The sequence below is a fragment of the Amycolatopsis sp. NPDC039088 genome, from assembly GCF_055598845.1.
The window spans coordinates 143,872-163,735 of sequence record NZ_JBVKAE010000013.1 but is presented as its reverse complement, the minus strand read 5'-3'; the positions used below and the strand labels follow the sequence as shown (position 1 = coordinate 163,735).

14 protein-coding genes are annotated in these 19,864 nt (G+C 67.2%); 3 read left to right on the top strand and 11 right to left on the bottom strand.

Annotation, left to right across the window (positions count from 1 at the left end; all coding sequences use genetic code 11):
• The first annotated feature begins 61 nt into the window (after window positions 1-61).
• Complete coding sequence (locus ACZ7KI_RS18905) at window positions 62-490, top strand: pyridoxamine 5'-phosphate oxidase family protein (protein ID WP_470274407.1); 429 nt, start codon at window positions 62-64, stop codon at window positions 488-490.
• Window positions 491-556: 66 nt separating this feature from the next.
• On the opposite strand, the gene gcl is transcribed toward ACZ7KI_RS18905, so the two are convergent.
• From gcl to ACZ7KI_RS18870, 7 genes are all read right to left on the bottom strand, one after another.
• On the bottom strand, window positions 557-2,251 hold the full coding sequence (gene gcl / locus ACZ7KI_RS18900; protein ID WP_470274406.1) for a glyoxylate carboligase: 1,695 nt from the start codon (window positions 2,249-2,251) through the stop codon (window positions 557-559).
• Window positions 2,252-2,254: 3 nt separating this feature from the next.
• Window positions 2,255-3,142 carry a 2-hydroxy-3-oxopropionate reductase gene (locus ACZ7KI_RS18895; protein WP_470274405.1) on the bottom strand — a complete coding sequence of 296 codons (888 nt, stop codon included), beginning with the start codon at window positions 3,140-3,142 and terminating at the stop codon, window positions 2,255-2,257.
• Window positions 3,139-3,966 carry a hydroxypyruvate isomerase family protein gene (locus ACZ7KI_RS18890; RefSeq protein ID WP_470274404.1) on the bottom strand — a complete coding sequence of 276 codons (828 nt, stop codon included), beginning with the start codon at window positions 3,964-3,966 and terminating at the stop codon, window positions 3,139-3,141. Before ACZ7KI_RS18890 ends, ACZ7KI_RS18895 begins: the two co-directional genes overlap by 4 nt.
• Before the next feature lie 1,158 nt (window positions 3,967-5,124).
• Window positions 5,125-6,048, bottom strand: a complete 924-nt coding sequence (locus tag ACZ7KI_RS18885) for a 2Fe-2S iron-sulfur cluster-binding protein (protein WP_470274403.1) — start codon at window positions 6,046-6,048, stop codon at window positions 5,125-5,127.
• Complete coding sequence (locus ACZ7KI_RS18880) at window positions 6,045-7,820, bottom strand: NAD(P)H-dependent oxidoreductase subunit E (RefSeq protein ID WP_470274402.1); 1,776 nt, start codon at window positions 7,818-7,820, stop codon at window positions 6,045-6,047. The genes ACZ7KI_RS18885 and ACZ7KI_RS18880 overlap by 4 nt, the downstream gene beginning before the upstream one ends.
• An 11-nt stretch (window positions 7,821-7,831) precedes the next feature.
• A complete protein-coding gene (locus ACZ7KI_RS18875) occupies window positions 7,832-9,751 on the bottom strand; it encodes a molybdopterin oxidoreductase family protein (RefSeq protein WP_470274401.1) in 1,920 nt (639 codons plus the stop codon).
• Window positions 9,752-9,765: 14 nt separating this feature from the next.
• Window positions 9,766-10,758: a 2-dehydropantoate 2-reductase gene (locus ACZ7KI_RS18870; protein ID WP_470274400.1), complete on the bottom strand. Its 993-nt coding sequence runs from the start codon at window positions 10,756-10,758 to the stop codon at window positions 9,766-9,768.
• Between the two features lie 222 nt (window positions 10,759-10,980).
• Between ACZ7KI_RS18870 and ACZ7KI_RS18865 the strand changes: the two genes are divergently transcribed.
• Window positions 10,981-11,709, top strand: a complete 729-nt coding sequence (locus tag ACZ7KI_RS18865; RefSeq protein WP_470274399.1) for a GntR family transcriptional regulator — start codon at window positions 10,981-10,983, stop codon at window positions 11,707-11,709.
• Here the strand turns inward: ACZ7KI_RS18865 and ACZ7KI_RS18860 are convergent, their stop codons facing one another.
• The 4 genes from ACZ7KI_RS18860 to ACZ7KI_RS18845 form a co-directional block, all read right to left on the bottom strand.
• Window positions 11,710-13,095 carry an OFA family MFS transporter gene (locus ACZ7KI_RS18860; protein ID WP_470274398.1) on the bottom strand — a complete coding sequence of 462 codons (1,386 nt, stop codon included), beginning with the start codon at window positions 13,093-13,095 and terminating at the stop codon, window positions 11,710-11,712.
• A 76-nt stretch (window positions 13,096-13,171) separates the two neighbouring features.
• Window positions 13,172-15,301, bottom strand: a complete 2,130-nt coding sequence (locus ACZ7KI_RS18855; RefSeq protein ID WP_470274397.1) for an acetate--CoA ligase family protein — start codon at window positions 15,299-15,301, stop codon at window positions 13,172-13,174.
• Between the two features lie 12 nt (window positions 15,302-15,313).
• Window positions 15,314-16,543, bottom strand: a complete 1,230-nt coding sequence (frc, locus tag ACZ7KI_RS18850; RefSeq protein WP_470274396.1) for a formyl-CoA transferase — start codon at window positions 16,541-16,543, stop codon at window positions 15,314-15,316.
• A gap of 16 nt (window positions 16,544-16,559) precedes the next feature.
• The gene (locus tag ACZ7KI_RS18845) at window positions 16,560-18,299 is read right to left on the bottom strand and encodes a thiamine pyrophosphate-binding protein (RefSeq protein ID WP_470274395.1); all 1,740 of its coding nucleotides are present in this window, start codon (window positions 18,297-18,299) and stop codon (window positions 16,560-16,562) included.
• A 404-nt stretch (window positions 18,300-18,703) separates the two neighbouring features.
• Here ACZ7KI_RS18845 and sucC point away from each other — a divergent pair, with 404 nt between their 5' ends.
• Window positions 18,704-19,864: an ADP-forming succinate--CoA ligase subunit beta gene (gene sucC / locus ACZ7KI_RS18840; RefSeq protein ID WP_470274394.1), complete on the top strand. Its 1,161-nt coding sequence runs from the start codon at window positions 18,704-18,706 to the stop codon at window positions 19,862-19,864.

The following is a 19,864-nucleotide window of genomic DNA, read 5'->3' as shown; positions in this document are numbered from 1 at the left end:
CTGATGTCGTCCCGCGTTGTCTTCTCTCGTAGATCATCGAGCCGAGAGAAGCGAGACACGGATGTCGTCTTTCGTCATGACCGCCGAGGAACGGGAAGCCTTTCTGAGTGAGGTCCACATCGGGGTCCTGGCCGTGGAACGGGAAGGCCGGGCCCCGCTGGCCGTGCCGGTCTGGTACGACTACGAGCCCGGCGGGGAACTCCTGATCTGGATGGACGGCGGATCGGTCAAGGACAAGGCGATCAAGAAGGCGGGCAGGCTCAGCCTGGTCGCTCAGTCGGAGACGCTGCCGTACAAGTACGTCACGGCCGAAGGGCCGGTCATCGCGAACGACGCGCCGCCGACCCGCGAGCAGGCGCTGAAGATCGCACACCGCTATCTGCCTGAGGAAGACGGCACGAAGTACGTCGACGGCGCCCTCAACGACAACTCCGTACTGGTCAGGGTCCGGCCGGAGAAGTGGCTGAGCAACGACCAGGGCAAGGCCTGACACCGGATGAGATGAACGGGACTTTCCTCTCGTTTTTGCGATGAAAGTCCCGTTCATCTCACTCTTTTATCCCGCGATCGGCTCGAACTCGACCACGCTGTCGAGCGCCTTGCCCATCGCGGCGTTCCCTTCGCGTTCGATCATGATCTCCACCAGCACCGGCCGCGAGGTCCGCTCGGCCTCCTTGCGCGCCCACTCCAGCGACGCCTGGATCTCGCCAGGCTCGGTCACCCGGGTGCCGGAACAACCGTAGGCCTCCATGATCTTCACGTTGTCCGTGCCGATCTTGTCGTAGTGGATGTCGACCTCGAAGTTCATCTCGTAACCGGTCTCGGCTTGCCGGATGAGCCCGAGGTACTCGTTGTTCAGCATGATCAGCACGAACCCGACGTCGTACTGCGCGGCCACCGCCAGTTCCTCCACCAGGAACTGGAACGAGTAGTCCCCGACGACACCGACGACTTCGGCCTCCGGCTTCGCCTTCTTGACGCCGATCGCCGCCGGGATCTCCCAGCCGAGCGGGCCGGCCTGGCCGCACACCTGGTAGTGGCGGGGCTTGTGCGCGCGCTGGAACTGCCCCGACCAGATCTGGTACAGCCCGATGGCGGTGACGAAGTAGGCGTCCTCGCCGTAGAACTCGTTGATCTCCTTGAACACCCGGGGCGCCTTGATCGGCGTGTCTTCGAAGTCCTCGCGTCGCGGCAAGCTCGTCTTGAGTTCGCCGATCCGGCGCGGCCACGCCCGATCCCGCGCCGGGGAACGTTTCGACGCCGCCTCGATCAGCGCGTCCAGGAAGGCGCCCGTATCCGACACGATCCCGAGATCCGGCCCGAACACCTTGCCCAGCTGTGTCGGCTCGATGTCGACGTGGATGAATTTGCGGCTGCCGCGGTAGACGTCGAGGTCACCGGTGTGCCGATCGCCGAACCTGGCGCCCAGCGCGAGCACCAGATCCGCTTCGAGGAAGGCCGCGTTCGCCCACCGCTGCGACGTCTGGATGCCCGCCATCCCGGCGAACAGCTCGTGGTCCTCGGGGAAGGTCCCCTTGCCCATCAACGTCACGCCGACCGGGACGCCGAGCAGCTCGGCCGCCGTCCGCAGCCGGTCGCTCGCGCCGCCGAGGACCACGCCGCCACCGGCGAGGATCAGCGGCCGTTCCGCGGCGAGCAGCAGATCGAGTGCCCGCTCCACCCTGGCGGGCGACGGCGTCACCGTGGTGACCGGCAGCGGCGAATCGATGCTGGAGTCCCATTCGATCTCCTGCCGCTGGACGTCGATCGGCAGGTCGATCAGCACCGGCCCTGGACGGCCGGACCGGGCGACGCGGAACGCCTCCCGGAACACCCACGGCAGCTGCGCCGCCTCCTTCACCTGGACCGCCCACTTGGTCACCGGCTTGGCGATCTCGACGATGTCGACGGCCTGGAACGCCTCGGTGTGCAGCTTGCGCGAATCGGCCTGCCCGGTGATGCACAGGATCGGGATGGAGTCGGCCTGCGCGGTGTAGAGACCGGTGATCATATTCGTCCCGGCAGGCCCGGAGGTACCGATCGCGACGCCGACGTTGCCGGTGGTCCTCGACCAGCCGTCGGCCATATGGGTCGCGCCCTCCTCGTGGCGCACGATCAGATGCTCGATGCCGCTGCCCTGCATCGCCTGGTACAGCGGGAGGATCGCGGCGCCGGGGCAGCCGAACGCGGTGTCGACGCCCTCACTGACCAGGACGTCGACGACGGCCTGCATGGCGGGGATTCTGGGCATGCGTCACACCTTGCTTTCCGCGCCGGACAGCGCTTCGACGACCTTCAGCAGAGCTGAGTGATCCAGCGAGCCGTGCCCCATCGCCCGTCCGGCGGCGACGAGCTGGGCGACCAGTCCGGTGATCGGCAGCGCGACCTCGGCCTGCCTCGCGGCGGCGAGCGCGATCCCCATGTCCTTGTGGTGCAGGTCGATCCGGAAACCCGGCGCGAATTCCCGTGCCACCATGGACTTCCGTTTGAGTTCGAGGATCCGGCTGCCCGCCAGGCCGCCCGCGAGCACGTCCAGCCCGACCCCCGCGTCCACACCGGACGCTTCGAGCAGCACGATCGCCTCGGCGATCAGCCCGTAGGTCCCGCCGACCACCAGCTGGTTGGCCGCTTTGACGACCTGACCGGCACCGTGCGGTCCCACATGGACGATCGTCTTGCCGACGGCTTCCAGTATCGGTCGCGCGGCCGCGAAGTCCTCGTCCTCGCCACCGACCATAATGGACAGTGACGCCTGCTGGGCGCCCGCTTGACCACCCGAGACGGGCGCGTCGAGCACCCGGATCTCGCGTTCGCCCGCCCGTTCGGCCACCTCGATGGAGGTCTCCGGCCGGATCGTGCTCATGTCGATCAGCAGGGTCCCCGGTTTCGCCGATTCCAGCACCCCGCCCGGGGCCAGCACGACGGCCTCGACCTGCGGGTGGTCCGGCAGCATGGTGATGACGACTTCCGCGTCCGAGACGGCGTCCGTCACCCCGCTCGCGGCCCGGCCGCCCGCCGCTTCCAGCCTCGCGAGCGCGTCGGCTTTCGTGTCGAATCCGCTCACCTGGTGCCCGGCCGCGGCGAGATGTCCCGCCATCGGCCCGCCCATGATCCCCAGTCCGATGAATCCCAGCTTGGTCATGCCAGTCCCCTTCGTTCGAAAGGCAGCCACGACAGCGATTCCGCGCTCGGCCCATCGGGCTTGTACTCCACGCCGACCTGCCCGCGGTAGCCCGCCGTCTGCAGCTTTTCCAGGTACCCCTCGATGTCCAGCGTTCCGGTCCCCGGCTGGTGCCGCCCTGGGGCATCGGCGATCTGCACATGGCCGATCCGTCCGGTGTGGACGGACACGACCCGGTCGAGGTCATCACCGTTGACCGCCAGGTGGTACAGGTCGGCCAGCAGCTTCACGTTGTCCCGCCCGAGTTCGTCGAGCACCTTCAGCACATCGTCCGCGGTCTTGAGCGGGTACTTCTCCGCTCCCGACAACGGCTCCAGGACGATCTCCGCACCGATCCGCGCGGCGGCGTCCGAGGCGAGCGCCAGGTTCTCCCGGCCGAGCTTGTCCTGCTCGGCGGGGTCGGCACCGCCGAGGCGGTTGCCGTAGAGCGCGTTGAACCGGCGGCAACCGAGCCGCTCGCCGAGCTCGATCGCGGAAGCGACGCCGTGGGCGAACTCGTCCTCCCGGCCGATCCAGGTGACCAGGCCACGATCACCGGCGGCCATGTCACCGGGAAAGAAGTTCAGCCCGGTCACCGCGACACCCGCCTTTTCGACCGACGCCACGAACCGGTCGACCTCGGCGGCGTCCGGTACCGGCGTCTCGAACGGCCACCAGTACTCGACGGCGGTGAACCCCGCCGCCCTCGCCGCCTCCGCGCGCTCGAGGAGCGGCAACTCGGTGAAGACCATCGACAGGTTCAGCACGTACGGCAGCGCATGACCCGAACCGGCAAGATCAGCCATCGAAACCTCTGTAATTTCGCTATGCGGAAACTTTCTTTCGTATATCGAGAATAGCCCGCTGACCTGGTCGCGGTCAACGGGCAGGCCTGGGAGCGAAAGGGAGGTTGCGGTGCGCCGGGCGCGAAGGGCACCGGTGGGCGTTCGATGCGGGTGGTCGCAAGTGGCGATTCGGGTTATTGAGGGGAAAGGCAAAACGTGTCGTGGCGTGGGGCCGGTGTCGCTCCTGTGAACACGTTCTTCTGGTAGTGAAGGCCTCCGGTCGTGAAGTACATGAAGGCCTCCTTCCGTGCGCTAGGCGCCAGGGCCCCCGGCAAAGTCGTACCACTGCTGGTCCGTATCGCTCTTGGCGATCCGAAGTCGTGCGTGGCTGCCTGATTCCGGGCTGGCCGGCCGCACCCCGAGTGTCCACAAGGGACACCACTGCCGGACACAATGCCCGATGTGAGCACTTCACGTGGGGGTCGCGAGTGTTTTGTGACGTTAGAACGAACCCTCTCTCAGGTACCTACTCGTAGCCTGCGGGCTTGCTCGCGTGAAGTACATGATGGCCCCCTTCCTTGCGCTAGGCGCAGCAAAGGGGGCCTTCATGTACTGGGGAAGGTGTGAGGGTCGAGTTTCCTCGGCTGAGCCGAGGGAAGGGGTCCTTCACGCGCCGCTGTTGTGACTGGTGGTGCCGCTGGGGTTTGTGATGGGGTTTCGGGTCCGTGAAGGACTCCTTGAGGGACTCTGGGTCCCTCAAGGAGTCCTTCACGGACCAGCGCTACCCAGCTCACCCGCCGTAGGTAACCAAAACACCGTTGGCCAGAACGACACAAAACACTCACGACCCCCACGCAGACCTGTACATATCACATCAATCGGACACTCGGCCGCCAGGAAGCGTCCCTGTGGAAACTCAGAACCCGATCGGTGCGCGCCTACCTGCCGCGGTCACCCGCACGAAGATCGACGAGTGCCGGAATCACCACTTGCAACCCACCTGACCGGCGATTATGCGACTTTGCCGGGACCCTGCGCCAGGCGCCAAGGAAGGAGGCCTTCATGTACTTCGGTAAGCCAGTGCGGTGCCGCGTCACCCAGCCCACCGCCTCGCCCGAGACACGACGCGTTTGCCCTGCCTCTCAATAACCCGGATCGCCACTAGCGACCCACTCGACGTCAGCGGTTCTGGACGTGCTGCCAGCCGAAGCGGCCCTTGATGCAGAGGTTTCCGTGGGTCACCGAACTCTCGTGCGGCGAGGTGACCTTGACGATCTCGTTGTCCTGGACGTGCAGGGTCAGGTTGCAGCCGACCCCGCAGAAGGTGCAGACCGTCGTCGTGGCCGCCTGCCGTGCCTCGTCCCAGGTGCCGTCTTCGCGTTTGTCGTACTCACGCTTGAAACTCAGCGCCCCGGTCGGGCAGACCTCGATACAGTTTCCACAGTAGACACAAGCGCTGTCCGGCAACGGGTTCGCGAACTCGGTCGAGATCCGCGCGTCGAATCCCCGCCCGGCCATGGTGATGGCGAAGGTGTTCTGCCACTGCTCACCGCAGGCATCGACGCATTTGTAGCACTGGATGCATTTCCCGTAGTCGCGGACATAGAGTTCGTTGTCCACTTTGACCGGCTGGCGCACGGTCGCCGCCGTCAGCCCGTCCGGGATCTCGTGTTCCCCCGCTCGCCGTTCGTCCCGGTCGTCCGACGGTGGCGCCGGAGGGCCGAACCGTCCGGGTTCGGCGCCGCACTCGGCCATCCAGTCCGCGACGTCGGGTGTCGTGGACAGGTCCGTCGCCGAACCCAGGAGTTCGAGGACGACCTTGCGACTGAGCCGCGTCCGGTCGGTTTCGGTCCGCACCACCATTCCCGGTTCGGCTTTGCGGGAGCACGACGGCACGAGCGTGCGCGAGCCTTCGACCTCCACCATGCAGACGCGACAGGCGTTCGCGGGTTCGAGGGTGTCGCCGTAACAGAGCGTCGGAATGCTTTTGCCCGCCGCGGTGCAGGCGTCGAGAATGGTGGAGCCTTCGGGTACCCGGACAGCCTCACCGTCCACAGTGAACTCGACGAGCCGACGCGGGAGTCCTATTTCGACGATGCTCATGACTGCTCCTCCAGTACGCCGAGCCGGTCGATCGCCGATTCGATGGCGTTCCAGGCGGTCTGCCCGAGACCGCAGATGGACGAATCCCGCATCACCTGGCCGACTTCGCGCAGCAGCGCGAGATCATCGCCGCCGGTGCCGAGCTTCCGGCGGCCGACGATCCGGTGCAACGCCTCCTCCTGCCGGACGGTGCCGATCCGGCAGGGCACGCATTGCCCGCACGACTCGTCACGGAAGAACGCGGCGATCCGCAACAGGAAGCCGCCGAGATCGGCCTGGTCGTCCAGCGCCAGCACGACACCGGAACCGAGCGTGGTGCCCGCCGCGCGGGTGTCCTCCATGGTCAGCGGCAGGGCGATCTCGTCCGGCCGGACGAAACCGCCCGCCGCACCGCCGAGCAGGATCGCCCGAAGTTCACGGCCTTCGGGCACTCCCCCGGCCAGTTCGAGCAGCTCGGCCAGCGTCGTCCCGAACGGGACCTCGTACACGCCAGGACGCCGGACATTGCCGGACAGGCAGAACAGCTTCGGCCCGGACGAGCGCTCGGTCCCGATCCGGCGATAGGCCTCGCAGCCCTCCGTGAGGATCAGCGGGACGTTGACCAGGGTCTCGACGTTGTTCACCACCGTCGGCTTGCCGAACAACCCTTTCTCGACCGGGAACGGCGGTTTGGTCCTCGGCTCGCCGCGGAAGCCCTCGATGGAGTTGAAGATCGCCGTTTCCTCGCCGCAGATGTAGGCGCCCGCTCCCCTCCTGATCTCGATGTTAAACGAGAACCCTTGCCGTCCCATGATGTTCTCGCCAAGGAAGCCGCGTTCGCGGGCGACGTCGATGGCGTTGCGGAGCAAGCGCAGCGCCCGCGGGTACTCGCCGCGCAGATAGACGTATCCCTTCGTCGCTCCGATCGCGAAAGCGGCGATGGTCATCGCCTCGACCAGCGCGAACGGGTCACCTTCGATCAGCACGCGATCCTTGAACGTGCCCGGTTCGCTCTCGTCGGCGTTGCACACCAGGTACCGGATCCGCTCCGCCTGCCGGGCGGTGGCGTCCCATTTCCGGCCGGTCGGGAACGCCGCGCCACCGCGACCCATCAGTCCCGCGTCGGTCACCTCACGGATCACCCCGGCCGGGCCGAGCAGCAAGGCGTTCCGCAAGGCGGCGTAACCACCGGCGGCACGGTAGGCGTCCAAGCTTTCCGGGTCGACGACCCCGACACGCCGCAACAGCCGAAGCTCCGGATCTCCTTGCTGTGGAACGGAAATCGGCGCTTTGTCCAGTTCGGACACACCGGTGGCCGCCCGGACGGCCTCGCCCGGGCTCGCCGGGGCGAGCAGCCGCTCCCTCGCGGGGTCACCGGCTTCGAAGGCCAGCGCCGCGGGAGCCCGTTCGCAGACACCCAGGCAAGGACTGCGTAGCCAGGTGACCCCACCGGCGGGTCTTCCCGCGACGCCGACGTTCTCGGTCAGCGCGTCGCTGACCGCCTCCGCGCCGTTCACCTGACAAGCCAGGTCGGTGCAGACATGAACGACCCGAGGTGGCCGTTCGGTGAGCGAGAACAACGCATAGAAGCTGGCCACACCGTAGGCCTCCGCCGGCGGGACGGTCAGACGGCGGCAGATATGGTTCAGCGCTCCCTGGCTGATCCAGCCGACCCGGTCGTTCACCGCGTGCAGGGCGGGCAGCAGCTGATCACGGCCGGTTCCGCCGCCGAGCGCGTCGACCGCCTCCCGTTCGGCGTCCGTCGGCTCGGCGTTCAGGAAGCGCAGGTCCATTCCGGGACTCCTCAGACGGTCGCAGGCAGTTTCTCAACCCGGATCGCGGCGGCCTTGTACTCGGCCGTCCCCGCGATCGGGCAGGTCGCCTCGATGGTGATCACGTTGACGTCGATCTCGTCCGGGAAGTGGAAGGTCATGAACGCCAGCCCCGGCCGCAGCCCGTCGTCGATCCGGACCGGTGCCTCGATCTCGCCTCGCCGCGACGAGATCCGCACGACCTCGTCTTCGGTGACGCCGAGCTCGACGGCGTCGCTCGGGCAGAGGTCGAGGGTTTCGCCGCGCCGCAGTGGCGAGGGGAATCCGCCCGATTGGACGCCGGTGTTGTAGGAGTCCAGCCGCCGTCCGGTGGTCAGCCGGATCGGGAAGTCCTCGGTCAGCAGGTCCACCGGCGGGCTGTGCTCAAGCACGGTGAAGGGGGCGGGACGGCCTCGTTTCGCCGGGTCCTCTTCCCAGAGGCGGCCGTGCAGGAACGTCGGTTCGAGCTTGTCCTCGTGGTAACAAGGCCACTGGATGCCGCCGAGCTCCTCCAGCCGGGCATAGCTCATCCCGGCGTGCATCGGCGACAGCGACCGGAGTTCGTTCCAGACGTCCTCTCCGCCTCGGTAATTCCAGTCGTGCCCCAGCCGCCGGGCGAGTTCGCACAACACCTGGATGTCGTCGCGCGCGCCTTCAGGTGGTTCGAGTGCCTTGCGGACCCGCTGGACCCGGCGCTCGCTGTTGGTGAAGGTGCCGTCGGATTCGCACCATGCCGCCGACGCCGGGAGTACGACGTCGGCCAGTTGCGCGGTCTTGGTGAGGAAGATGTCCTGCACCACCAGGTGGTCCACATTGGACAGCCGTTTTGTCGTGTGCTCGCAGTCCGCCTCGGACTGCACCGGGTTCTCCCCGATGATGTAGACGCAGGTCAGCTCCCCGCGCTCCATCGCGTCGAGCATCTGGGTGAGGTTCTGCCCCTTGTGCGGCGGGATGTGCGAGCCCCAGGCCGCGTCGAACTTCGCCCGGACGTCCGCGTCGAGGATGTTCTGGAACCCGGGAAGCCGGTCCGGGATGGCGCCCATGTCACCGCCGCCCTGGACGTTGTTCTGCCCGCGCAGCGGGTTGAGCCCGGCACCGTACCGGCCGACGTGCCCGGCCAGCAGCGCGAGATTGATCAGCGACAGCACGTTGTCTGTACCGTTGTGGTGCTCGGTGATGCCGAGTGTCCACGACAGCTGGCCGCGATCGGCCCTGGCGTAGGTGTGCGCGAGCTCCTTGATCAGCTCGGCCGGGACACCGGTGGTTTCTTCGGCGACGTCGAGCGTCCATGGTTCGACCGACGCCGCGAATTCGGCGAAACCCTCGGTGGCGCGTTCGATGAAGGCGGTGTTGGCGAGTCCGGAGTGGATGATCTCGCGGGCGATCGCGTGTGCCAGCGGGATGTCGGTGCCGACGTGCAGCTGGAGTTGCCGGTGCGCCCAGCTCGCGGTGCTCGTCCGGCGCGGGTCGATGACGAACAGCTTCGCGCCGCGGTGCACCGCCTTGAGCACGTGCTGGAAGAAGATCGGATGGGCCTCGCGCGGGTTGCCACCCCAGACGACGATGACGTCGGCGTCCTCGATCTCCTGGTACGACGACGTCCCGCCGCCGCTGTCGAACACCCGCGCCAGCCCGGCGACACTCGGCGCGTGACAGGTGCGGTTGCACGAATCGACGTTGTTGGTGCCGATCACCGCGCGGGTGAACTTCTGCGCGACGTAGTTCATCTCGTTGGTCGCCCTGGCACAGGAGAACATGCCGAAGGCCTCGGGTCCCTTGCTGTCGAGCGTGCGCCGGAACCCGGCGGCGGCGCGGTCCAGCGCCTCCTCCCAGGTCGCCGGGCGCAGTACGCCCGAGTCGCGGACCAGCGGCTGCGTGAGCCGGATGTACGGCTCGGTGTTCTTGCGCTTCATCGGGCTCCTCCGATTCAGTGCGCTCCGACGGGAACGGCGTTCGCGGTCTGGTCGAGCAAGCCGATCGCCGCGTGCACATGCCGCAGCGCGGGGGCGGGGACACCGGTCAGTTCCGAGAGTTCGACGACGGCGCCGATGATCGCGTCGATCTCCAGCGGCTTGCCCGCTTCGAGGTCCTGCAGCATCGACGTCTTGTGGTGGCCGACGCGCCAAGCCCCGTCGATGCGTTTCTCGACCGACACCTGGGGATCGCTGCCGGCGGCGCGGGCGATCGCGAGGGTTTCGGTCATCATCGTGGCCACGAGCGCGCGGGTGTCCGCGTGTTCGCATATCTGGGCCATGGTCGCTCTGGTCAGCGCGCTGAGCGGGTTGAAGGCGACGTTGCCCATCAGTTTGACCCAGATCTCGTCACGCAGGTCGAGTTCGACCGGTGCCTTCAGCCCGCCCGCGATCATCGCGTCGGCGAGCGCCGCGCACCGGGCGGAGACGCCACCTTTCGGCTCCCCCAAAGCGAAACGCGTGCCTTCGAGGTGCCGGATCACGCCGGGTTCCTCGATCACGGTCGAGCAGTAGACGACGCAACCGATCGCGCGCCTCAGTTCCAGGGCCGCGCTGACCGCGCCGCCGGGGTCGACCGTCTCGATGCGACGGTCTTCGAGCGGATGGCCGGAGAGACCGTGGAAGTACCACCACGGGATCCCGTTCTGCGCCGCCACGATCGCGGTGTCCTTGCCCAGCAGCGGGGTGATGAGTGGACCGCAGGAGACGTACGAGTTCGCCTTCAGGCCGAGGAAGACGAAGTCGACGGGGCCGACTCGCACCGGATCGTCGGTGACCTGAGGCCTGGCGGTGAAGTTCCCGCGCGGGCTGAGTACCCGCACGCCGTGCGCCCGCATCGCGTCTCCGTGCGCCCGCCTCGCGATCAGGTGGACCTCCGCCCCGCCTCGGTGCAACGCGGCCCCGACATACGCGCCGATCGCCCCCGCGCCCAGAACAGCGACCTTCATGACGTGCCTCCCGCTCAGCCGAAAGACTATATTGCATACAGTATCCTGTCTCCAGTCTCCACGCCAAGCCCTTGCCTTCAGGCATTTCGTCCTCTCAATGCGGTCGTGCGTATCGCGAACTACCGCGTTGAGAGGACGAAATGCGGGACGGAGCGGAGATTGTCGGGATTTTGCATACCAAAACCTGTATCCTGAACTGAGTCAGTCACCTCGGAGGTCCCGTTGAGCCAGCCCGTTTCCCCGCTGCCCGAGCGCGGCCCCACCGGCCGCCGGACCAAGGGCACGCTCAGCTCGGCCACCGCCAAACGCGTCGAGCGGCCGGCGCCGTTGCGTCAGGTCGTCTACGACGCGCTCGCCGAGCTGATCATCAACCGGACCCTCGAACCCGGCCAGCACCTGGTCGAGGCAGACCTCGCCGAGTATCTGGGTGTCAGCAGGCAGCCGGTTCGCGAAGCCCTGCAACGCCTGCAGAGTGAAGGCTGGGTCGACCTCCGCCCCGCACAGGGCGCGTTCGTGCACATGCCCACCGACGAAGAAGCCGATCAGCTGCTCAGTGTGCGCACCGTCCTGGAGGCGCACTCCGCCCGGCTCGCCGCCGACAAGGCAGGCGCCGACGACGTCGAACAGCTGTGGAAACTGCAGAAGGCCGGGTTGGAGGCGTTGGCCGCCGACGACACCGAAGGTCTCGTCGCGGCCAACGCCGCGCTCCACAAGTTCATCACGGAGCTGTCCGGGAACACCGTCCTCGCCGAGATGATCGGCATGGTCGATCGCCGGGTGCGCTGGTACTACACGCCGATCGCCCGCCCTCGCAGCCACGACTCCTGGCACGAACACGAGGAACTGATCAAGGCCATCGCCGAAGGGGACGCCGCCACCGCCGAGCGGATCATGAACCAGCACACCGAGCGCACCCGGCAGGCTTTCCACGAACGCCCGAAGGAAGGGTGATCAGGCGGCGGGGTTCAATTCGGGCTCGGGTTTCGGAGCCCGGGTACGCGAACGCCCCGGCTGACGCAACAGCAGGCTGAGCGCGGCCGCGAACAGACTCGTCCCGCCCGCGAGGAAGAACGCGCCGCCGTACCCCCACGCCACCACGACCATCGCCCCGACACCGGAGCCGACCAGGCCCGAGATCAGCTTCGAGCTGTAGACCAGACCGTAGTTGCTGGCGTTGTTGTTCTCGCCGTAGAAGTCCGCCGTCATCGCCGCGAACAGCGGGAAGATCGCGCCGCCGCCGAAACCGGAGATCATCGAAGCGAGCAGGAACAGCGGCATGCTGCCGATCGTGCCGGACAGGTACACCGCGACCTGCGCGAGACCGAGCACCACACAGACCATGAACAGCGTCTGCCGCCGCCCGTAGCGGTCGGAGATCCAGCCGATCACGCCGCGACCGGTGCCGTTGATGATCGCCTTCAGGCTCATCGCCAGCGCGACGATCCCGCCGGCGAACCCCATCTCGTTGCCGAACGGGACTTGCATCGCGATGCCGAAGATGTTCACCCCGGCGGTGCACAGCAGGCAGAACCACATCAGCGGCAGCATCCCGGTCCTGAGCGCTTCCCGAGGCGTGTACTGCTTCACCGCCGGAGGATTCTTCTGCAGTGATCGTCGGATCCGCGGGTCGTCGGACACCTTCAGCGGGTCGACGTGTGACGGCCACCAGTTCTTCGGCGGGTCCTGGAAGTAGAAACCACTCACCGCGAGCACGGCCGCCAGGAAGATGCCGACCACGAGCAGGACGCCCGAATAGTTGGAAAGGTCCATATAGGAGGTGAAGAGGAAGATGAAAGGCACCGAACCGTAGGCGAAGCCACCGTTCACGAACCCGGTTTTCCCGCCCCGCCGTTCCGGATACCACTTCCCCACCATGTTGACGCAGGTCGCGTAGACCAGGCCGGCCCCGCCACCGCCGAAGAAACCGAACCCGAGATAAGCCCAGATCTCGCTGGGCGCGTAGGCGAGGGAAAAATAGGCGAGCAGGGTGCCCACCGCACCCAGCAACATCGCCGCCTTGGCTGGCAGCTTGCCGTTCTCCCGCATCTTCCCCGCCGGGAAGGCCACGATCGCCTGGAAGAACACCCACACCCCGAGCAGCCAGAAGATGGTCGACCCGTGCCAGCCGTGTGCGCCTGCCAGCGTCTCCTCCGCCGACGTGAACGCGTATTCAGAGGAACTGATGGCCATCATGGCGACCCAGGGCAGGATCACCATGGTCCATCGTGGACGGCCCATGATGTCGCGATCGGTCTCGCCGATCCGATATATCCGGCCGTTCGCATCGGTGACTTCTTTGTACGTTCCGGGTGATTGAGCCGCGGTCGATGACGCCATTGTCATTCTCCTTGGGTCGGTTGCTGCTGGAATGCCGCGGGAAGGGCCCGGACGACCCTTCCCGCGGCGGCTGAAATCAACCGAGCAGTCCCGCTGAGCGGGCCCAGCGGTACTTCGCACCGAGCACGGCCACCGGTTTCTCCGTCGTGTACGGATAAGCCACGACACCGTGCTCGTACAGAAAGTCGCTGGCCTGTTCGACCTCGACGTCGCCTGCCAGCGAGGCGACGACGGGCTTGCGGATCCCCTTTGCGCGATATTCGGCGATGACATCGGAAACCAGTTCCGCGAAAACCATCGGCGGGGTGACGATGGTATGCCAGTAACCGAGGATCAGGGAATGGATTCGGTCGTCCTCGAGCCCGAGCGCGATCGTGTTCCGGTAGGTGGCAGGCGGTTCCCCGCCGGTGATATCCACCGGGTTGCCCGCCGCGCCGAACGGCGGGATGAATTTCCGGAAGGAGGCGTCGAGATCGGGCGGTATCTCCATGAGGTTCAGCCCGTTGTCCACACAGGCGTCGGAAAGCAGTACCCCGGAACCGCCGGCACCGGTGATGATCACGACGTTCTCGCCTTTCGGCGTCGGCAGCAGCGGGATACCGCGGGCGTATTCGAGCAGGTCGTTCAGCCCGGGCGCCCGGATGACGCCACTCTGGCGCAGGATGTCGTCGTAGACCTTGTCGTCGCCCGCCAGCGCGCCGGTGTGCGAACTCGCCGCTTTCGCACCGTGGGAGGTTCTCCCCGCTTTGAGCACGACGACCGGTTTCCGCACCGAAACCCGTTTCGCCGTTTCCGCGAACGACCGGCCGTCTTTCAGATCTTCCAGATGCATGGCGATGAGGTCGGTGTTTTCATCCTGTTCGAAGAAGGTGAGCAGGTCGTCCTCGTCGATATCGGCCTTGTTCCCGACGCCGACGATCGCGGAGACACCCATTTTCGCCGACCGGCTGAATCCGAGGATCGCCATCCCGATGCCGCCGCTCTGCGAGGAAAGCGCGACACCGCCCTTGACGTTGTACGGCGTGCAGAACGTCGCCGAAAGGTTCTCGTGCGTGTAGTAGTAGCCGTAGATGTTCGGCCCGAGGATCCGGACGCCGTGCTCCCTGGCGATCGCGACGACCTGGTCCTGCAGTTCGATGTTCCCCGTCTCGCCGAAGCCGGACGGGATCAGGATGGCCCCGGCCACCCCTTTCCGGCCCGCCTCTTCCAGCGCGGCGGGGACGAACTTGGCGGGAATGGCGAACACCGCGACGTCGACGTCGCCCGGGACCTCCGTGATGCTCGGATACGCCTTGCGGTCGAGGATTTCGGCCGCTTTGGGGTTGATCGGGTGGATCTCGCCCGCGTATCCGCCGTTGACGAGGTTCTTCATCACCGAGTTGCCGATCTTGCCCGCCTCGGCGGACGCGCCGATGACGGCGATCGACGCCGGTTTCATGATCCGGGTCATCGACGCCAGGATCTCCTCCTGGCTGAACCGCACCGGCTCGTGGGCGGCTTCCGGGTCGACCAGGATCCGGACGTCGACCGCGGTGGCGCCCTCGGGTGTCGCGAGCACCGGGTTGAGGTCCACTTCGGCCAGTTGCGGGAAATCGGTGACCAGGGCGGCGACGCGGGTGAGCACGTCCGCCAGCGCGTCCCTGCTCACCGGCTCGGCTCCCCGGACGCCGCGCAGGATCTCGGCGGCGGCGATCCCGTCGATCATCGAGAACGCCTGGTCACGGTCGAGCGGGGCCAGGCGGAACGTGACGTCCTTGAGCACCTCGACCAGCACGCCGCCGAGTCCGAACGCGACGATCTTGCCGAAGGTGCGATCGGTGGTGGCGCCGACGATCACCTCCTGCCCGGTGGTCAGCATCTGCTGTACCTGGACGCCGGTGATCCCGGCTTCGGCGTCGTAGGCCTTGGCGTTGGCCACGATGGTCCGGAAACCGTCGGCCACCGCGTCCGCCGTCTTCAAGCCGACGAGCACCCCGCCCGCCTCGGTCTTGTGGAGGATGTCCGGGGAGACGATCTTCAGCACGACCGGGAGGCCGATCTCTTCCGCCTGGGCGACGGCTTCCTCGGCGGTGGTCGCGAGCCGTTCCCGCGGGGTCGGGATCCCGTAGGCCTCGCACACCTGGCGGCCTTCCGGCGCGGTCAGCGAGGACCGGCCTTCCGCGGCGACCTTCTCGAGGATCTTCTCGACGATCTCTTTGTCAGGCATCCGGTCTCTCCCTCAGATCACGCCGGCCGCGCGCAGCCGGTCCAGGTCGTCCGCGCCGTAGCCGAGTTCTCCGAGCACCTCGGCGTTGTGTTCCCCGAGCAGCGGCGAACGCTCGACCTCGACCGGCGAATCCGACAGCTTCAGCGGACAGCCGACGGTTTTGAAGGCACCACGCTCGGGATGCTCGACCTCGACGACCGTGCCCAGCTCGGCCAGCGTGGTGTCCTCGGCGAGTTCCTTGGTGGACAGGATCGGCCCGCACGGGATGTTGTGGGCGTTGAGCGCGTCCATCACTTCCCATTTGGTGTGCTTCTCGGTCCATTCCTCGATCAGCTTGAACGCCTTGTCCAGTTTGGACAGTCGTGCTTCCGGCGTCGCCCAGTCCGGGTCTTCGGCCAGTTCGGGTTTCCCGATCAGCTCGGTGATGGGCTGCCAGCCGACCGGCTGGATGATCACGTAGATGTAGTCGTTCGGTCCGCCCGGAGCGCATTTCACCGCCCAGCCCGGCTGCCCCCCGCCGGACGCGTTGCCCGAACGCGGGACCTCGTCGCCGAAGACGTCGTTCGGGTACTCGTTCAGCGGACCGTGTGCCAGCCGCTGCTGGTCACGGAGCTTGACGCGGCAGAGATTGAGCACCGCGTCCTGCATCGCGACCTGGACCCGCTGCCCGCGGCCGGTGTTGGTCCGCTGGTACAGCGCGGCCAGTATCGCGGCCACCAGGTGGATCCCGGTCCCCGAATCGCCGATCTGCGCGCCGGTCGCGATCGGTGGCCCGTCCTCGAAACCGGTGGTGCTCATGGCGCCGCCCATCGCCTGCGCGATGACCTCGTAGGCCTTGAAATCCGCGTACCGTCCGGGGCCGAACCCCTTGATGGAGGCGTAGATCAGTCGAGGGTTCAGTTCCGCGAGCCGTTCCCACGGGTAGCCGAACCGGTCGACGACGCCGGGCCCGAAGTTCTCGACCAGGACGTCCACAGTGGACGCTAGCTGTTCGAAGACCTTCTTGCCCTGTTCGCTCTTCATGTTCAGCGTGATGCTGCGCTTGTTGGCGTTGAGCATGGTGAAGTAGAGGCTGTCCACCCCGGGCAGGTCCCGGAGCTGGCCGCGGGTGATGTCGCCGCGGCCGGGCGTCTCCAGCTTGATCACGTCCGCGCCAAGCCAGGCCAGGATCTGCGTGGACGAAGGTCCTGATTGGACGTGAGTCATGTCGAGGACACGGACGCCGTCGAGTGCCTTTTCCATCGGTGTTCCCTCCCGGCTACTTGTACATGGTCTGGTTCATGGTTCCGGGCGCGTACACGTCCGGGTCGATCCAAACGTTGACCAGCGAAGGCTTTCCGGACTCGCGGGCGCGCAGCAGCGCGGGTCCGATGTCCGCGGGGTCGCGGACCGCCTCGCCGTGCCCGCCGAGCATCCGGGCGAATTCGTCGTACGGGACGTCGCCGAGGGTGTTTCCGACGCGTTCCCGGCCGAGGCCGTACTTCGCGGCTTGCCCGTAGCGGATCTGGTTCATCGACGAGTTGTTGCCGACGATGCCGACGAACGGCAGGTTGAACCGCACCAGGGTCTCGAAGTCCCAGCCGGTCAGGCTGAACGCGCCGTCGCCGAACAGCGCGACGACCTCTTTGTCCGGCCGGGCGTGCTTCGCGGCAAGGACGAACGGAATGCCGACTCCGAGCGTGCCGAGCGGACCCGGATCCATCCAGTGTCCCGGCGCCTTCGGCTGGACGACCTGCCCGGAGAACGTCACGATGTCGCCGCCGTCGCCGATGTAGAGCGAGTCCTCGGTGAGGAATTCGTTGATCTCGTGCACCAGCCGGTACGGGTGGATCGGGCTGGCGTCGGAATGCTGCAGCGGCAACCGCTTCTGTTTCGCCTTCTCCTCGACGCCCTGTAGTTCTTCCAGCCAGACCTTGCGGGCGACGGCGCCGTTGTCGACCCCGCCGGTCGCCGCTTCCGCGACCGCGGTGAGGATCTGGCCCGCGTCGCCGACGATGCCGAGGTCGATGTCCCGGTTCTTCCCGACGGTGCGGTAGTCGAGGTCGATCTGCACCACCGTCGCGGCAGGCGACAGCCGTTTGCCATAGCCCATGCGGAAGTCGAACGGCGTACCGACGATGACGATCACGTCGGCGTTGTCGAAGGCGTACCGGCGGGAAAGCTGGAAGTGATGCGGATCGCCGGGCGGCAGCGTGCCGCGGCCGGCACCGTTCATGTAGGCCGGGATGTTCAGCCTGCGCACGAGTTCGGCGGCCGGTTCCGAGGCACGGGTGGTCCACACCTGGCTGCCCAGCAGGATGGCCGGTTTCTTCGCGTGGACGAGGAGATCCGCGAGCTTCTCGATGTCGGCGGGATCACCGGCGTTGCGGGTGGACGCCCGGTACCGGCCCGCCGAGGGCACCCGCGCCTTGTCCACCGGGACCTTCGCGTCGAGCACGTCCCTGGGAATCTCCAAAAAGGACGGTCCGGGTGCGCCGTGGTAGCACTCCCGGAAGGCCATCGAGACCAGGTCCGCCACCCGTGCGGTATCCGGGACGGTCGCGGAGAACTTGGTGATCGGCGCCATCATGTCGACGTGCGGGAGGTCCTGCAGCGACCCCATCTTGTGCTGGGTCAACGCCCCCTGCCCGCCGATGAGCAGCATCGGGCTCTCCGCGCGCAAGGCGTTCGCGACCCCGGTCACGGCATCGGTCGTCCCCGGGCCCGCGGTGACGACCGCGCAGCCGGGACGGCCGGTGATCCGCGCGTAGCCGTCGGCAGCGTGCGCCGCCACCTGCTCGTGCCGGACGTCGATGACTTCGATGCCCTCGTCGACGCACCCGTCGTAGATGTCGATGATGTGCCCGCCGCACAGGGTGAAGATCGTGTCGACGCCCTCCGCCTTGAGTGCTTTGGCCACCAGGTGGCCGCCGGAGATCAGGTCCGGGGCGGGCTCGGAACCGTTGGTGGTGGCCTTCGCCGTGGTCTCCCCCCCGGCGGTGTCGGTCTTTGGCGCCATCGTTCACTCCTCTTTCTCGCACGCCGGACCTCTCTGATCCGTGCGCTCGTTCCGGATCTGCTCAGCCCGCTCGCCCTTGCGCTAAGCCCCGGTCGCGGCAGACTGTAGATTGCATACCGTATGAGGTAGCCATATAGTTACTCTTCGAGCGCTCCGGTGTCCAGGGCCGTAGGCAGGTTTCTCCGCCGCCCGCCGGGGCTCGTCCTCCTCCGCAGGGCCTGTGGGCGGAGCTGAGGACGTACCTCGAAAAGGGGCCAAATGTGTGAACCCGCCCGGCCGAAGGCCCCGCTATCGCGGTGGCAGGACGCCCCGATCGGCCATCGAGAGGTGGAAGACCAGGCAGCGTCCTGCCGACGTCGATCGCGGACGCGGGTTCACCAACAGACACAGAGAAAGGACTTCGCGTGGACCTTTTCGAGCACGAGGCACGAGATCTGTTCGAGCGGCACGGCGTCCCGGTTCCCCGCGGAAGGGTGGCCACCACCCCGGAAGCGGCGAGGGCGATCGCCGTCGAACTCGGCGGATCCGTCGTGGTCAAGGCGCAGGTGAAGACCGGCGGACGCGGTAAAGCCGGTGGCGTCAAGGTGGTCCGCTCCCCCGACGACGCCGAGCAGGCGGCCGAGGACATCCTCGGAATGGACATCAAGGGACATCGGGTACACAAGGTCCTCGTCACCGAAGCCAGCGCGATCGCCGAGGAGCACTACCTCTCGTTCCTCCTCGACCGCGCCGACCGGACGTTTCTCGCGATGGCGTCCGCCGAGGGCGGGATGGACATCGAGACGGTGGCGGCCACGAAACCCGAGGCGCTGGCCCGGATTCCGGTCGATCCGCTGACCGGTGTGGACACCGCCCTGGCGGGACGGATCGTCGAAGCCGCCGGGTTGCCCGAGGCCGCGATCGACACCGTTGTCTCGCTGTGGAACGTCTTCGTCGCGGAGGACGCCACGCTGGTGGAGGTCAATCCGCTGGTACTGACCACGGACGGAACGGTCGCCGCGGTCGACGGGAAGGTCACGCTCGACGCCAACGCCGCGTTCCGGCAGCCTTCGCACGCCGGTTTCATCGACTCGCCGGACGAGGATCCGCTCGAACGGCGCGCTCGCGAAGCCGGGCTCAACTACGTCAAACTCGACGGCGACATCGGCGTGATCGGCAACGGCGCCGGACTGGTGATGTCCACTCTGGACGTCGTGGCGGCGGCCGACGAGGCCGGTGCGCGCGGGCCTGCCAACTTCCTCGACATCGGCGGCGGCGCGTCGGCGGAGATCATGGCGGCCGGGCTCGGCGTCATCCTCGGCGACGACCAGGTGCGCAGTGTCTTCGTCAACGTCTTCGGCGGGATCACCGCCTGCGACGCCGTCGCCGACGGGATCGTGCGCGCGCTCGCCCTGCTCGGCGCCCGCGCCGCCAAACCGCTCGTGGTGCGGCTCGACGGCAACAACGTCACCGAGGGAAGGCGGATCCTCATCGAGGCGGCCCATCCCTTGGTGACCCTGGTGGACACGATGGACGACGCCGCGGGTGCGGCGGCGAAACTGGCGGCCGCGGAACCGGAGGCGTGA